The organism is Streptomyces sp. H27-H5 (assembly GCF_026627505.1).
GTDB lineage: Bacteria > Actinomycetota > Actinomycetes > Streptomycetales > Streptomycetaceae > Streptomyces.
Map to the genome: position 1 here is coordinate 33,077 of NZ_JAPNLK010000044.1, position 14,802 is coordinate 47,878.

A 14,802-nucleotide genomic window follows, 5' to 3' on the forward strand; every position below is an offset into this window, starting at 1 on the left:
GGTGTGGGGGTCGTTGCCTGGTTCGGGCATCGCGCCGCTGCTTGCGGCGTCCGGGGCGGGATCGGGCGCGGGCGTGGTCACGGGGCCTCCGCTGCGGTGAACGCGTTCCGGGTGTAGACGCCGAGGCAGTTCGTCTGTATCGGGCCGTTGCCGGTCCGTACGGAGTGCTTCAACCGGTAGTTGACGTGGTCCATGAAGGTCTGTCGGACCGGCTTGGTGATCTGCCGGAAGGTCCAGCCGTTCGAGGTGTTCGCGACCCACGACTCGATCACGCCGTCGCTGTCCTCGAACTGCACGTCGGCCGTGGTCCCGGCGGGTGTGTAGGTCTCGAACGCTGCGTACAGAACGGAGTTCATGAGCCTGCTCGCGCCGGTCCATGCGGTTGTGGTGTTGGTGTTGGCGGTCTGCTGCCCAGCCGTCGACTGCATCGGGATGGGCATCGACGGGCGGCCGAGGAATCCGTCGGCGTACGCGTCATCCATGACGATGACCTCGCCGTCGCGCGACCACATGCGGATCATCTGCGCGTCGGCGCTGTTCACGTCGTCGCCGACGGTCAGGGCGGCGGTGCCGCTTTCGCGGCCGAGGCCGACACCCCAATCGCCCTGCGGGGTCTGACCGACGATGAACGTCCGCTGTCCGCCGGGGGTCTGGGCGATCAGCTGCCCGCCCTCGCCGATCACTACGTCGCCGGCCATTACCTGATTGAGGGCGGGGCGCATCTGTGCGCGTCCGCGCAGCTGCCGTACCTCGCGTTCGAGGGCAGCGATCCGGTCGAGTACGTCCTGTGGGACGAACGGCATTACGGGGCCTCCAAGTAGAGCTGCGCGGTTTCGGAGCGCCCGCGCTCGGGCGGACTCACGCTGATGCCGATCACGCGGTACCGGGCGTCGAGCGCGGTCGGGTGCCACAGGTCGCGGATGCGGAGACGGATGGTCGAGCCGACCAGGCCGGGCGTGATCGCGCCGCCGAGCCGGACCGTGATTTCCGGGATGGTCACGGGGTTGCGGGCGGCGGTCCAGTCGGCGCGGGCGTAGGCGTCGAGGGTGCTTTGTCGCTCGACGGTCGTGTAATCGCTCGATCCGTCGAGGCGCGGCCACCCGGCGGCGAGGTCGTCGTCGGCGAGCAGGACCGGCGAGGTAAGCGGGTAGCTGTCGGCGGCCTGGTTGTCGTTGATGCTGGCGCCGCGCGTCTGCCACGCGTTCGCCTTGCGGGTGGCGTCGACTGGCCACGTGTAGGACAGGACCGGCCCCGGATGGTCGAGGACGACCTCGGACGCGCCCGTACGGATCGTCGGGTGTCCCAGCTGCAACCGCTTGATCCGGCGGCCGTCGCTGTCGCGGAAGCTCGCGATGCGCCACTCGAACCCGTTCTCGACGGCGGCGAGGTCGTCGAGCAGGTCGCCGATGCTGGGCAGGTCGTACCGTAGGTACGTGCGGTCGCGCGCGACGCCGGACGGGTCCGTGTCGTACGTGATGCCGATGTCGCCGCCGGTCGCGTTCTGCGCGTAGTCCACCAGGCCGCGAGCGATGTCGAATTGATCGACGGCCTCGGCGATCTGCGTGTCGTACAGCAACCGCCGGTAGAGGTAGCTTTCCCACCCGCCGGCCTGGATCTGGGCGCCGAGGTAACCGCGGCTGTCCGAGGCGAGGGAGAGTGTCCACAGGACGCCGCCCCACCACAGGTCGCGCCCGCGCTCGACCCATATCCCGGTTCGGCCGGGCAGGATCGCGCGGCGGGCCCGCTCGGCCATGGCGCGGTTCGGGATCGGCACGGTGCCGGTGAACCGGCCGGTCTTACCTATGTAGTCGTCCAGGGCGACGCCCTGTACGGGCAGGGCGTCGAGCAGCTGGTCGGTTCGCAGGTCGCAGAACAGGACCCGGTACGGGGGCGCGGCGCGCACGACACCCCCCGTCACGGCAGCAGGTAGGTGCTCGACACCCTGATACTCCGGTCGTTGCGCAGTGCGCCGTTTCCGGTCCAGGTGCGCAGCGTGATGACTCCGCCGGTTGACAGGCGCGCGGTGCCCTCGCCGTATCCGTCGGACACGGATATGTCGGCGTCGATGATCGGGCGCCACCCGCTCGGCAGGGTGCCCATCGTCTCGTCGTTGATGTTGCCGGCGGCCGGTACGTCCAGCTGCGCGCCCTTGCGGCTGATCTCGGCCACGAACGAGCAGACGCCCGCGTCCGGGTTGCGGCGGGCGGCGAAGCTGCTCAGCGTGTACGTGGACGCGATGACGAATCCGGTCGTGGTCGACTCGGTCCGGCGCGGTGCGCGGTAGACCTGCCACTCAGCGGCCGTCGCGTTCCAGCGTTCCAGCACGCTGCCGTTGTCCCGGTACTGGCCGTCGTACGAGCCGTTGAATCCGAGTCCCCACCCGCGCGGGATGATGCCCCCGGCGGCCGTGGTGTAGCGGCGGCGGTCGCCGAGGGCGGAACCCCAGTTGATGCCGCCCACGCCCGCCGAGGCGCCCGCGGGTACGGCCACGTCCCACAGGCGCAGACTCGCCGGTTCCAGGGTGGGCGGGACCGGCGTCGCGGACGGTGCGCCGACCACGACCTCGATTCGGGCGAGGTTCTGCCCTTCCTGGTCGAACAGGGCGTCGAGCACGCGCACGGCGACGGTGTCGATACGGCCGAACTGCGCGTCGCCGTCGGTGAATGTGAGGGTGACCGGTCCGTCGTTGGCGATCGGGTACGCGCCCTGGGCGTCGGTGCCCTGCACGTACGCGCGCCCGGCGCCGATCTGGAGTTGCATTGCGGCGACGCCGGTCGCGGCGAACGGGTCGCCGCCCGGTAGGACGCCGTCGCGGACCCTGATCGGCGACTCGTGGGCGACCGGCGATACGGGGGCGAGGCGGGTGTCTTCACGGGTCTGCGCCTTGGGCAGCAGCCATGCGGAACGCACGGTCACAGGGGGTGTCTCCTTACCAGAATGCCGGGCGGTAGCGCACGGTCGCGGTCGCGGTGGGGGCGCCGGATGCGGCGCGGAAGTGCAGCTGTGAGGGGCCGGGCGGAAGCGTCCATGTCTGCTCTGGCACCGAGCGCGAGGTCGCGGTGTAGATGCGCGAGGCGGTCGCGTTGAGCGTGACCGTGCCCGCCGCGGTGTCGACGGTGAGCACGTCCTCGGCGGCGAGGGGGATGTCGTACTCGATCACGTCGCCTGTATCCACATTGGTGAGCGAGGGGCGTTCCACCGGGCCCCGGAACTCGATCACGGGATGGGTGGCGGCGTCGCCGTCGTTGACGACCGACAACGTGCCGGTACTGCCGGGCGTGCCGAAGTCGAGCGGCCACGACAGGCCGCCGGACGGCGAGCCGATCAGCAGCGACGACGTGCCGACCGGGACGGGCGCGGCGAGGGCGGCCGGGAGCAGTACGACCGGCTGCACCCATGCGGCCCCGGCGGGCGTAGGCGCGGTGAACGAACCGTCGCCCGCGTCGCCGGTCGAGTCGGCGAAGTACGCGCCGGCCGCAGTCCACCACCGGAGGATGATCGTCGCGCCCTGGGCGGCGGCGAGTGCCGATGTGAACGCGACCTCGGCGCCCACGGACACCGGCCACCCGTAGTTGCCGTGGGGCGAGGTCCACACCAGTTCGCCGCCGGGGGTGAGCGGTTGCACGCTCACCGTGCCGACGTTGTCGCCGGCGAGGACGGGGTCGCCGTTCGTCCACCAGCGCCAGACCCCGCCGACGCCGGCGGCCTGCTCGGCTTCGAGGACCTGCTCGGGGTCGGTGTCCCAGACCAGGCCGCTTTCCGGGGTGGGCAGGGTCGCGGGTGCGACCTGCTCGACCAGGCCGTACCGGCGCGGGTCGGTCGCGACGAATTCCAGCGCGCCGCCCGTGATCGTGCCGAGCCGGTAACCGAGGCTCGCCGGTATCGCCCGGCGGGTCGCCCGCGCGTACGCGAGCAGGGGCCCGCGCTCGTCGAGCCACGCGACGAGCGGTAGTTCGTCCTCGACCGGCACCGTGCCCCGGTTGAGGGCGGCGACGACCGCGCCGACGGACGCCCGCGGGGCCCGGATGACCAGCCCTTCAAGGCCGATCGTCCGGGCCTGTGCGAGCAGGCCGCCGGGGAACGCGCCGTGCGCGTCGCTGCGCGGCACGGTCCCGGAATCCAGCGGGGGAAGTTCCTCCCACCCTGTGATGCCGCGCCACCGGTACGCGGTGCCCGCGCCGAGCAGCAGGTCGCCGTACTGCACCTGTCCGGGCCGGGTGACCTGGTCGCCGACAGCCATCGTCACCCCCTTGCCTTTGCGAGCCATGCGAGGGCTTTCGCGTTGTCGTCGGGGGTGCCGTTCTCGGCGGCGTGCCAGTGCTCGACGTGAACGGTCGCGCCGGACGCCGAGGCGGCGAACGGGTTCCCGAACGCGCCCGCGCCCGCCATGGCGGGCGAGAACGACGGGACCGCGGGCGGGGTCACCAGGTTGCGCATGGTGCGATCGAGCGCGCCCGCGCCGCCCTCAATCCCCTTCACCAGACCGGCAGGAATCCACCGGCCGACCTGCCGGGCCATCACCTTGGACGGCGACGCGATTCCGAGCGCTTTCGCGATCGGGCCGGGGATCATGTTTTTCGCGAAGCTGATCAGCTGGGATTTCAGCCAACTGCCCATGCTTTTAACGCCGTTGAGCAGACCGCGAACGATGTCCTTGCCCTTGTCGACCAGCAGGCTTCCGAGGTTTCCGATCGCCGAGCCGATGCGGCCGGGCAGTCCTCGGGCCCACGCGATGGCCTCACCGGCCTTTGTGATGATCGTTTCTTTGAACCGGGACAGGGCCGACCGTGCGCGCTCCGCGAGCTGTAGCGCGAGGGGGCCGAGGGCCGAGGCCGCGCGGCCGGGCAGTCCCTTGATCCAGTCGACGGCGGCGGATATGCCCTTGCCGACCCATTCGCCGATCTTGGTCGCGGCCTGCCCGATCAGCTTCCCGGCGTTGGATACGGCCGTCTTGGCCAACTCCCACGCCTTGCCGAAGTCGCCGGACAGCAGCGCCACGATGGCGGTGATGATCGGTACGACCACCTGTTCGATCACGGCGGCGAGGCCGTTCGCGAAGATGGATGCGAGCTGTCCCACCAGGCCGATCAACGGCTCGATGATCGGCATCAAGGCGTTGAGGGCGCCGATCAGCAGCTCGCCGACGGCGGGCAGCAGCGGGGCGAGGGCGACCAGGATTTGCCCGAACGCCTCGCCGATCGTGGCGAGGGCCGGGGACAGGGCGACGATCAGCCGAGCGAGGATCGGCAGGACCGTTTCCGCAAGATCGCCGAGGACGGTCGCGAACGGGGCGACCAGGCCCGGCAGCTGCGCCAGGATCGGCCGCAGCGCGCCCGCGAGGGCGTTCGCCAGTAGCAGGACTACCGGCGCGGCCTGGGCGATTACATCCCCGACCGCCGTCAGCAGCGGCGTAAGGGCGGGGAGCAGGGACGCGATCAGCTGCCCGACGATGGGCAGGACCGGCGACAGGGCGTCGATCAGGACGCCGAACGCGTCCGCCGCGGCGGCGAGAACGGGGCCGAGCGCGTCGACGATCGGCTGTAGGCCCTCGCCCAGTGCCGTGACCAGCCGCGCGAGCGGCGGGCCGAGCGACGCGAGCGCGGGGCCGAGGGCGTCCGCGAGGGACGACACCAGGGGGCCGAGCGCGCCCGCGAGAGCGGACAGGACCGGCCCGCCCGCCTCGGCGAGGGCACCGATCAGGCCGCCGAGCGCGGGCAGGATCTCGCCCACCGCGCCGAGCAGGCCGCCCAGTCCCTCGGCCGCGCCGCCCGCGCCCGCGGCGACGCCCTCGAAGAACCCGCCGATGCCCTCGCCGACCGCGCCGAGGCCGGTCGACAGCGCGTCGATGACGGGCCCGGCGGCCTCGACGGCGGCGACCAGACCGGGCATCGCGCCCTTGGCCAGTGCGCCGATGCCCTCGACCAGCGGCCCGACCAGCGGGGCGACGCCCTCGAACAGGGCGCCGATCTGCGGGGCGAGAGCGTCGAAGATGCCGCCCAGCTGGTCCGCAGCGGCAACGAAGGGTTTGACCAGGGGCTCGGCAAGCTCCTGCATCTTGCCCTTGACGTGCTCGGACAGGTCGGTAAAAGCGCCCTTGACCTGCTCGTTCTCGGCGAGGACTTTCGCGCCGAGGCCGATCACTGCGAGCGGGACGGCGGCGAGCGCGCCCGCCGCGACCAGGGCGCCGCCGGCGAGCAGTTTCGTGCTGGTCGCCGCGACGCCGAGCAGGGGGCCGATACCGGCGAGGCCGCGCCCCGCTGCCTCGGCGCCCCCGCCGATGCCGTCGCCGAGGGCGCCGCCCATCTCCGCACCGGCCGCGATGAACCGGCCGCGCATGTCGCGCAACCGGCCGTCCGCGTCCCGCTGGAGACCGGCGAGAGCGGCCTCGGTCCGGTCGACTCCCTGCTGTGCCCCGGAGTCGTCGAGGTCGATGTATCCGACCAGTTCGCCGATGGTGAGGGACAAGGTTCACCCCCCACCGCGCGCGCGGCGCGCTATTCAGTTGTTGTGCCGGTCACCGCCCTGTGAGCCGGGCGATTTCGTCGGGGTCCGACACCACGCGGGGCGTGCTGCGCCACGCGTGAGCGAACCGGGATTCGGAGGGAAGGCCCGACAGGCGGACCAGGAACGCGCGCGTGGACAGGCGCGCGATGTCCTCGGCCGACAGGCCGTAGGTCTGGGCGAGGTCGGACTCGACCGCGCCCCAGTTGGTCAGGACTGCTTGCCAGAACTCCGCGGCTTGGCCTTGCCCTTGGGCTTGGGCTTGGTCTTGGGCCGGGGCTTGGCCGGGGCCCGCCGCGGTGCCGCTTTTCCCTTGGTGGCCTCGCGCTCGTCGTACAGCTGCGCGGCGCGTTCCATGGAGACGACGCCAGCCTCGGCGACGTTGGCGGTCGCCCACAGCAGGACGATGCCGAGGTGACGGTCGGACATGCCCGCCTCGGTCCAGTGGTCGACCGCGTCCGGGCCGAACATCGAGCCGAGCAGCCGGCGGATGTCCTCGGGCCGGGCGGAGTGCTGCACGCGGTGCAGCTGGAGAGTGAACAGGGCGGGCAGGGTCGGGGGCAGGGTGTACGTGCGCCCGTACAGCCTGAGCGGTACGCCCTTGGGCTCGGGCTCGGACTGCTCGGCGAAGAACGCGTCAAAGTCGGCGACCTCGACGCCGTCCTCGGTCGGCTCGATCGGCTGCTCGGTCACGGGTTCGTCACCACCGCGGCGGTAGTCGGTGCGCCGCACCGGGTGAACGTCGCACCCCATGAGGTCTTGGCGTTGGTCTCGCCGCCCTGCTCGCCGGGCGTGACCGTGCATTCCCACACGGTCCATGCGGTCTGCGACACGTGCCGGTACCGCAGCGTCCCGCGCGACTCCTCGCCGAACCGGAACGCCCACGTCTTGTCGATGTAGTCCTGTCCGGCGTCGGGGGTGCCGGACAGGGCCGCGTACAGGCCGCTGACCTCGATCGTCGCGCCCCGCTGCATCACGTCTTGCTCGTAAAATCCCTCGCTGTCGAAAGTCGTCGTGTCGGCTGTCTCTTCGTTCTCGCCCGGGTTGTGGGTCCAGGAAGTCAGCTTGCCGAGGCGTACGAAGGTGTCCGCCGTCGCGGTCTCGACCTCGAATTCCCAGCCTCGGGCGTCGATGGGCCTGCCCATACGGGGGCCTCCTATTCGGTGCGGTGGTCGGTGGGGGCCGACACGTCGAGGTCGAAATTCACGACGTGCTCGTGTCGGCCGGAGGAATCGGGGCCCATCGGGGCCGGGGTGGCTCGCGCGGCGGCGAGCACAAGCCATGTGCCGTCGGGCAGTTCCACGCCCGCGAGGCCGTGCAACGCGCTGTAGATCCGCCAGCAGCGACGGCGCGATATGCGCGGGTCCGGCCCGCCGCGTACGCGCACCTGCAACCGGGGCCGGTCATAGGCGTTGAGGGTGTCGGGGGCCTCGCCGTCGTACAGCCACAGGGCGACCGCGGCATCGGGGGCGGGCGGCATCGTCTCGACGAACAGATCGCCGGTCGTGCCGTCCGGGTCGTAGGTGACCAGGCCGCGCGCGGCGAGCAGGCGCGCGACGCCGTCGAGCGGGTCGAGGTCAGCCACGGAGCGACCTCCGCAGCTGCGCCGCGATGATCTCGGCGACCGTGTCGACCTGCTCTGTGAGGGGGCGTTCGAGGTACTTCGCCGTCCGGCCCGCGTCGTGCCGGTAGTTCATCTCTTCGTGCTGCCTGATCGCGTACGGGGTGTCGTAGGAAACGGCGGCCGTGAGGCGGCTCTCGTCGACCGTGGCGACCCCGGAGCGTTCGAGGGTGGCCTCTTCGATCGGGACGACCTTCCGCGACTCGGTAAGGACGTGCTCGGCGGCGATCCGCAGACCTCGCACGGCCCCGGCGCGGGTGCCGCGCATAGCGGCGGCCCCGTTCCATCTGAGGCGGGAGCGTTGCGTCACTCGGCGCTCACCTCCGTGCACTGCGGCACCGGCAGGCCCGGCGCGGTGTGGTGGGCGACACTGATCGCCTTGGTGATCCGGCCGTCGGGAAGGGTGATCCGCGACTCGGCCGGGCAGTCGAGGCCGGGCTCGGCGATGATCTGCGCGGTGCTCGTGACCTGTCGGCCCTCGCGGTCGCGGACAAGCCGGATGGTTTCTCCGACCAGGGCGGGCACGTCCTCGACCGGCGGCCCGTACTTCTGCCCGTACGCACTGTCGCCGAGGTACGGCTCGACCGTGATCCGGTGGCGCAGCAGGTACCGGGGGACGATCACCAGATCACCCCCGGCAGCAGTCCCGCGCGCGTGAGGGCGCGGTGTGCGCGCGGCGCGAGGTCCACGTCGCCCGCTGCCTGTGCGCTGTCGCGCCGGTCGCCGAGCGACACGGGGCCGATGGAGACGCTTCCCCACCGGCCCGCCGCGCCCGTGCCGTCGTCGCCCGTGGCGAGCTGGTACTCAACCTGGGCGCACGTGGCGTCGGCGAGGACGCCCACGACGCCCGGATCGGTCGGCAGGCCGATGCCGTCGACCGCGTACACGCTGCTGAGTAGGGCGTCGTCGATGTCCTCCGACGCCCGCGCGAGCAGCCGCTCGGCGGCCGGTGGGGCCGGGGTGCCGGTCCACGCGGCCAACTGCTCGGGGGTGGCGTAGACGCGGCCCACCGGTCACCCCCCGTCGCTCGTGCCCTGCTCGGCCTTGCGGCGCGGCGCGGGGCGCGGCTTGCGCTTGGGTGCCTCGACCGGCTCGGCCGCGATGCCCGGGGCGACGGACTCGGGCCCGTGCGGGTTGACCTCGCCGGCCCCGGACGGTGCGCTCTGGTCGCTCGGCAGTGGGTCGACCGCTGCATCGCGCAGCGCGGTACCGACCTGCTCGACCTCGACCTCGCGCGGGTCGACCGGCTCGACCGGCTCGGACCGGTCCGGCGCGGACTGGCCGACGCCGTACCCCCGGCGGCGCGCGTACGCGATGACCGCCGGATCGTCCGTGGTGGCCTTGCCGTTGCGGAACTTGAGCCCGGCGGGGCCGTCGCCTGTGAACCCCTCCACGGGGCTGTGAAGGGTCGTCATCACGCCACCTTCACGCCGCGCAGAACCGCGGCGGCCTTGGTCGCCTTGAGGGCGACGCCCACCGGTCCCATCTCGACCTCACCAGTCTTGACGGCGCCCGCGCTGGAGAAGTCGGGGAGCCACTGACGGACCAGGGCGCCGCCCGTGGTGCTGATGCCGTGGAAACCGTCGAGGCCGATCCGCACCGCGTAGATGTCGGTCGTACCGGCGGTGCCGTCGGTCGGGATCACGGGGTCGTTGCTGCCCGCCTTGGCGCCGAGGTCGACCAGCGGCACGCCGCGCCACGTGGTGATGGTGCGGCCGAACGCGTCGAGGGTGCCCAGCTGCGACACGAAGTCGCCGATGGTCTCCAGCGCCGCGAGGGCGTCGGCGTTCATCAGGAGTGCGGTCGGGGCGCCGTCCAGCTTGGCGTACAGCCGGCGAAGGTGCTTGAGCGCGGAAATGCCGGTCACCTGGGAGTTGACGGCCGACCAGTCGTAGCCGGTCGCAGTGCCGAGGGTGAGTTCGGTCGTGCTGCCGGTGAGGGCCTTGTCGAGGCCGTCGAACGAATCGGCGTCGACCGCCGAATCGCCGTTGACCACGGCGTCGCTGAAAGTCGCGTTCGCCGCCTTGATCTTCTGCGACATCTGAAGGCTGACTTCACCGGACGCGGCCGGGCCCATGTTGGCGAGCACGCGGTCGATCTGGAACGCGCCGCCCAGAACCTTGAGATCCGTGGTGTACCGCTGGCGCGTAACCTCGGTCTTCTCGTACTCGCTGTTGATCGCGCGGAAACCGGCGGTCGGCTGAGTGATCAGCCGGGTGTACCCGTAGGTGAGCGTCGCGCCGCCCCCCGCCGGGTTGACCACGTCGTCGAACGGAAGGGCGTCGAGCAGCCACGACGACTTGCGAAATTCGTCGATGACCATCAGGTCGACGTCATCCTGTGTGTTGAGCTTCGCCTGAGCGAGGGTCACGGCCATGTGCGGTTACTCCTGGGGTCTCAGCCGCCCAGACGGGCGGCGATAGCGTCGGTGAGGGTGGCGGGCTTGCGGTCGCCTGCCGGTGCGCCCTGGAACTCGGCGCCGCCGCGCGACGGCCCGGCGGGCGCGGCGCGGTACAGGTCGGGGTCGGTGGCGACCTCGTCCGTGATCGCCTTCTTCAGCTGCTCGGCGAACCCCTCGGCCGTCGGGTCGAGGGCGGCGAGCTTGTCGACGAACGACCGGCTGTTCAGCAGGCGCGAGGCGTTGGCGCCCTCGGTCCCGGCGCTGCGGTACGCGGCGAGTTCCGAGCGGGCGGCGCGCAGCTGTCCGGAGAGGTCGGCGACCTGCTCGGTCAGCTTCGCGGGGTCCGGCGGGCCGTCGTCCTGGACGATGCCGAGGGCCTTCCCGATCTGCTGGGCGATCTCGGCGCGGGCGTCGTCGGCGGCCTTCTGCTTCGCCGTGATGCGGCCCTTACCGGCCTCGGCGCGGGCGTCCGTGAGTGCCTTCTGTGCCCACGGGGGGAGGGTCGTTTCGTCGCCCTCGGCGGGCTGCTGCTGCGGCGGCGCGGCGGGCTTCTGCTGGGGCGGGACCTGCCCGCCCTGCTGGCCGTTCGGGTCGCCCTGCTGGCCGGTGCCGCCGTCGCCCTGTCCGCCGTCGCCGCCCCCGCCGTCGCCCTGTCCGCCGTCGGCGTACAGGACCGGAGAGAACGGGTTCAGCGGGTACGGGTGGGCCCATCCGGCGCCGTCAAGGCGTCGGCGGGCGAGGGTGCGCGTGTTCAAGGGGTGCACTCCTGGTGCGTCGGGCCCGCTCCTGGCGGGCGCGTTCGGACATGCGAAAGGGGCCCGCACCTGGCGGGCCCCTCGGTCGTGCTGTCGGTGGTGTGTGCTAGTCGGCGGCGCTGCTCTCGCGCGCGCGGCGGGCGGGCGCGTAGCCCTTGACCCACGCCGTACGGAGGATCGAGTCACGCGGGTACGGGCAGGCTGTCGGCTCCTGGCCGGTCTCGCCTGCTGTCCGCCCCTTGAGGATCGCCTCGGCGATCTCTTCGCGCGTGCCCACGCTGCCCCCTACCGTCGTTGCTGCTCCTTGGACTCATTGAACCGGGCGGCGGTGGCCCAGCGCTGCGGTTTGCCGGTCGCCTGCTCGACGAACTCGGCTTGCGTCATGCGCCCGTTGGCGGCCCACCACTCCTTGAGTTCGTCCGAGGCGTGCGCGTGCGCGATGCGTGCGGGCCCCTGGAACAGGGCGGCGGGATCGCGTTTCTCGGCGGTGGCCTTCTTGTTGAGCAGGTAACCGCGGCAGTCCTCTTCTGCCTTGAGGTACTGGAGATACACGTAATCGTCGTACAGCTCCCGTGCCTGTCGGCGGGTGATCCGCGGCTCGTCGTCGTGCTCCTGATCCGGCGCGGTGCCGCCCTGGTCGTCGCCCACGGCGGCGGCCCATACGGCGTCGTCGGCGAGGGCTCCCCACCCGTCGGGGTTCGGGGCGGGGGCGAGGGCGTCGGCGAGGGCGTTCCGGTCGGCGAGCAGGTCCTCGACCGCGTCGCCGGTCGCCGCCGGCTGCGGCATGTCGACGGCGTCGCGCCGGTCCATCTCGGCCGCGATCCTGAGTAGTTCCTCGTTGGTCGCGTACGACATGCACCAGGCGAGTTCGTCGTCGCCCACGCCGGACAGGTCGCCGAGCAGCTGCCCGCCGGGGAACAGACGGCCGAGCAGGTCGCGGCGGGCGGCCTCGGCGGCGATCAGGGCGAGCGTGTCCGGATCGGCCCCCCGCGCGCGGGCGGCGAGGTCGTGGTCGGACAGGCCGACCAGGCCGGGAGACACCCCCGGCAGACGGCCCGCGAGGTCGCGCCGGTCCATCTCGGCCATGACGCGCAGTGCGTCGCCGTCGTCGAGGTGGGGGAAGGCGCGGGCGAGTTCCTGGTCGCCGAACCCGGTCAGGTCGTCGGCGAGGGTGCCGCCCGGCGCGATGCGGCCGAGCAGGTCGTCGAGGTCGCGGCGGTCTGCCTCGGCCTCGATCCTGGCGCGGGCGCGGTCGTCGAGCAGGTTCGAGCGCATGGCGGCGGCGAGCTGATCGTCGCTCATCTCGCGCGGGGTCTGCTCGTCGCCCGACCACACGCGCGCGGCGTCGACCTGCTCGGGCGTCGCCTCGGTCCTCTTCTTGGGCAGGTTCGAGGCGCCCGGCTGCTCGCGGGCGCGGTTGCGCCGTAGGTCGGGGTGGGCGGCGAGGTGCGTCCTCATGGCGCCCTGCCACTGCCTGACCTTGAGCCGGGCGGCGCGCTGCGCCTCGGGCGTGACGGCGGCGGCCTCGCGCTTGCGGTGCTTCCTGATGTTCCGCTCGATCGCGCGCTGTCGCTGCCCGGCCTCGTATCCGTCGGGGTCGCTCTTGGCCTGCTCGATCGTTGTCAGACCTGGGGTGTAGGCGGATACGGAGTGCCTACAGTTCGGGTGCTGGAATCCCGCGAGGCGTGCCTCGTTGAGCGTTCCGGCGACCCGTACGGGGATCATGTGCCCGTCCTCGATCGCGTGCTCGACCTCGACCGTGCGCTCGCCGGTCGGGCCGTCGATGGCCAGTACGCGGCCCTCCCACGGGCGGCAGAGCGGGCACTCGCGCGGCGCGTCGGACACGTACACCAGGTCGATACCGGCGTCGGACAGGGTGCGCATGTGCGCTTCCGTCGCGGCGCGGGCAACGCTGGTGCGCACGGCCATTTCCGCGTAGCTGGTGAGCTGCCATCGGCGACCGGCGCGGTCGACGAACGACCGTATGCCCTCGTCGGCGAACCGGCGCATGGCGTCCTGTGTGGCCTGTCGGCGGGTGCCGGTGCCCAGTAGGGGCGTTGCGGTGACCTCGGCGACGATCGCCCGGAAGCGGTCGACCACGGCGCGCAGAATCGAGCGGTGCGTCGAGGTGACCAGGTCGACGGTTTCCTGTGCGAGCCGGTCGACCGACTGCGCGTTCGGGGTCACGTCGTCGACCAGGGCCCGCGCGTCGTCGGACAGTGCGCCGATCTCGGCAACCGCGGCGCGGTGTCCCTCGTTGTACGCCTCGGCGACCGCGTCGAAAACCTCAAGGGTCACGGCCTTGCCCAGCTCATCGACGACGCCCTGTGAGGCGCGGCGTAGCTGCTGGACGGCGGCGAGTTTCCGCTCGGCCCACCCTGGGGCGTCGAGGCCGGCGGCGAGCTGCCGGGCGACGATGCCGAGTAGGCGTTCCTCGGCCCCCGCGTACAGGTCGCGGGTGCGCTCGGCGAGGGGTTCGACCATGCCCGGGTGGATGGGCACCGGCTCACCCCCCGTCGGTCACGCGGCCATGGGGAAGCTGCCGACGGGGTCCGGTGCGGCTGCTCCGGTCTCGGCGAGGATCGCCGTTACCTCGGCCTTTACCGCGGTGTCGTCCCACGTCGGGTTGAGGATCTTCACCTTCGTTGCGGTCGACACTGCGCCCGCGCGGGCGAGCAGGTCGAGCGTGGTCGCGGTCGCCTGCTCGCTCTCGGCGACGCCGTCGCCGAACTCCACCCGCGGGCGGGCGGGCGTGATGCGGCTCCCGAACAGCTTCGCGTCGAGCTGCAACATGACGTGGCTCATGTCGGCGACGCCGTGTCGCCAGTACCCGGCCTTTTTCCGCCGGGTGACCATGCTTCGGGCGTCGCGGCTGTCGACCTCGGTCGCGGTGACCGGCTGTCCCTCGCCGTCGAGGCCGAACGACTGGGGCGAGTAACCGGCGGCCTGGGCGGCCTGTCGCATGATCGCTTCCGCGCTGCCTCGGTGCTCCTCGACCCTGATATCGAACTGAGCGAGGGTGATCCCGGCACCCTCGTTGGGCGGCATCTTGAGGCTGTGCCAGACCTCGCGGTCGTCGTCGAACGACGCACCCCGGCCCGGTCCCTCGTTGCGCATGTACCCGTCCGGGATGATCAGCCGCGCGCGGGCGAGGCGGATGTCGCGCATCCACGATGTCCACACTTCGTCGAGGCTGTCGAACATGTCGTAGATCGGCGCGGCGTAGTCCGAGCGTCCGATCGGGGAACCGCGGTGCAGCCGGTTGGGCAGCATGTTGGGCACGTACGCGGCGGTCAGGTCGCGGATGCCGGTCGCGATGCTGTCGCCCTCGCCGTCGAGGTCGAGGGAGTCGACCAGGTCGGCCGTGTCGGGGTGCTCGGTGAGCGGCACCCGGCGGCCGACGCGGTCGCCGCTCCCCTCGTACAGGGCGTGGACGATGCGGCCGGGTTCGTGGCGCTCGAAGTGCCGCCACACGGTCGACTCGGTCGAGCCGTCCAGCTCGCGCCAGAAGTTCACGGCGCGCA

At 72.0% G+C, this 14,802-nt stretch carries 17 protein-coding genes; all 17 read right to left on the bottom strand.

The genetic code is table 11. The features are described 5' to 3' along the window. Positions 1-77 precede the first annotated feature (77 nt). Positions 78-803 carry a hypothetical protein gene (locus OTB19_RS22065; RefSeq protein WP_267800088.1) on the bottom strand — a complete coding sequence of 242 codons (726 nt, stop codon included), beginning with the start codon at positions 801-803 and terminating at the stop codon, positions 78-80. Further along, entirely contained in the window at positions 803-1,918 is a 1,116-nt protein-coding gene (locus OTB19_RS22070; RefSeq protein ID WP_267800089.1) for a hypothetical protein, read from the bottom strand. The genes OTB19_RS22065 and OTB19_RS22070 overlap by 1 nt, the downstream gene beginning before the upstream one ends. Then, positions 1,915-2,916, bottom strand: coding sequence for a hypothetical protein (locus OTB19_RS22075; protein ID WP_267800090.1), 1,002 nt, complete (start codon positions 2,914-2,916; stop codon positions 1,915-1,917). The genes OTB19_RS22070 and OTB19_RS22075 overlap by 4 nt, the downstream gene beginning before the upstream one ends. A gap of 13 nt (positions 2,917-2,929) precedes the next feature. Next, positions 2,930-4,240 (bottom strand): phage distal tail protein, encoded by a 1,311-nt coding sequence (locus OTB19_RS22080; RefSeq protein WP_267800091.1) that lies wholly within the window; start codon positions 4,238-4,240, stop codon positions 2,930-2,932. A gap of 2 nt (positions 4,241-4,242) precedes the next feature. Then, entirely contained in the window at positions 4,243-6,465 is a 2,223-nt protein-coding gene (locus tag OTB19_RS22085; RefSeq protein ID WP_267800092.1) for a phage tail protein, read from the bottom strand. Positions 6,466-6,711: 246 nt separating this feature from the next. Beyond that, the gene (locus OTB19_RS22090) at positions 6,712-7,194 is read right to left on the bottom strand and encodes a hypothetical protein (RefSeq protein WP_267800093.1); all 483 of its coding nucleotides are present in this window, start codon (positions 7,192-7,194) and stop codon (positions 6,712-6,714) included. Further along, complete coding sequence (locus OTB19_RS22095; protein WP_267800094.1) at positions 7,191-7,646, bottom strand: phage tail tube protein; 456 nt, start codon at positions 7,644-7,646, stop codon at positions 7,191-7,193. Before OTB19_RS22095 ends, OTB19_RS22090 begins: the two co-directional genes overlap by 4 nt. An 11-nt stretch (positions 7,647-7,657) precedes the next feature. Then, positions 7,658-8,086 carry a minor capsid protein gene (locus OTB19_RS22100; RefSeq protein ID WP_267800095.1) on the bottom strand — a complete coding sequence of 143 codons (429 nt, stop codon included), beginning with the start codon at positions 8,084-8,086 and terminating at the stop codon, positions 7,658-7,660. Next, entirely contained in the window at positions 8,079-8,432 is a 354-nt protein-coding gene (locus OTB19_RS22105; protein ID WP_267800096.1) for a minor capsid protein, read from the bottom strand. Before OTB19_RS22105 ends, OTB19_RS22100 begins: the two co-directional genes overlap by 8 nt. Next, entirely contained in the window at positions 8,429-8,746 is a 318-nt protein-coding gene (locus OTB19_RS22110; protein WP_267800097.1) for a hypothetical protein, read from the bottom strand. Before OTB19_RS22110 ends, OTB19_RS22105 begins: the two co-directional genes overlap by 4 nt. Then, on the bottom strand, positions 8,743-9,132 hold the full coding sequence (locus tag OTB19_RS22115) for a hypothetical protein (protein WP_267800098.1): 390 nt from the start codon (positions 9,130-9,132) through the stop codon (positions 8,743-8,745). The genes OTB19_RS22110 and OTB19_RS22115 overlap by 4 nt, the downstream gene beginning before the upstream one ends. A gap of 3 nt (positions 9,133-9,135) precedes the next feature. Then, positions 9,136-9,537: a hypothetical protein gene (locus tag OTB19_RS22120; RefSeq protein ID WP_267800099.1), complete on the bottom strand. Its 402-nt coding sequence runs from the start codon at positions 9,535-9,537 to the stop codon at positions 9,136-9,138. Beyond that, positions 9,537-10,499: a major capsid protein gene (locus OTB19_RS22125; RefSeq protein WP_267800100.1), complete on the bottom strand. Its 963-nt coding sequence runs from the start codon at positions 10,497-10,499 to the stop codon at positions 9,537-9,539. Before OTB19_RS22125 ends, OTB19_RS22120 begins: the two co-directional genes overlap by 1 nt. Positions 10,500-10,519: 20 nt before the next feature. Beyond that, positions 10,520-11,278: a hypothetical protein gene (locus OTB19_RS22130; RefSeq protein WP_267800101.1), complete on the bottom strand. Its 759-nt coding sequence runs from the start codon at positions 11,276-11,278 to the stop codon at positions 10,520-10,522. A gap of 106 nt (positions 11,279-11,384) precedes the next feature. After that, positions 11,385-11,555, bottom strand: a complete 171-nt coding sequence (locus OTB19_RS22135; RefSeq protein ID WP_267800102.1) for an Rmf/CrpP fold protein — start codon at positions 11,553-11,555, stop codon at positions 11,385-11,387. An 8-nt stretch (positions 11,556-11,563) separates the two neighbouring features. Beyond that, positions 11,564-13,780: a phage minor capsid protein gene (locus OTB19_RS22140; protein ID WP_324290534.1), complete on the bottom strand. Its 2,217-nt coding sequence runs from the start codon at positions 13,778-13,780 to the stop codon at positions 11,564-11,566. A gap of 18 nt (positions 13,781-13,798) precedes the next feature. Continuing rightward, positions 13,799-14,794: a hypothetical protein gene (locus OTB19_RS22145; protein ID WP_267800103.1), complete on the bottom strand. Its 996-nt coding sequence runs from the start codon at positions 14,792-14,794 to the stop codon at positions 13,799-13,801. Positions 14,795-14,802 lie beyond the last annotated feature (8 nt).

What these genes read in the sequence shown, in the direction of transcription:
- OTB19_RS22065 (WP_267800088.1), bottom strand. Translation starts at nt 803, where the DNA reads ATGCCGTTCGTCCCACAGGACGTACTCGACCGGATCGCTGCCCTCGAA.
- OTB19_RS22080 (WP_267800091.1), bottom strand. Translation starts at nt 4,240, where the DNA reads ATGGCTGTCGGCGACCAGGTCACCCGGCCCGGACAGGTGCAGTACGGC.
- OTB19_RS22095 (WP_267800094.1), bottom strand. Translation starts at nt 7,646, where the DNA reads ATGGGCAGGCCCATCGACGCCCGAGGCTGGGAATTCGAGGTCGAGACC.
- OTB19_RS22120 (WP_267800099.1), bottom strand. Translation starts at nt 9,537, where the DNA reads ATGACGACCCTTCACAGCCCCGTGGAGGGGTTCACAGGCGACGGCCCC.
- OTB19_RS22125 (WP_267800100.1), bottom strand. Translation starts at nt 10,499, where the DNA reads ATGGCCGTGACCCTCGCTCAGGCGAAGCTCAACACACAGGATGACGTC.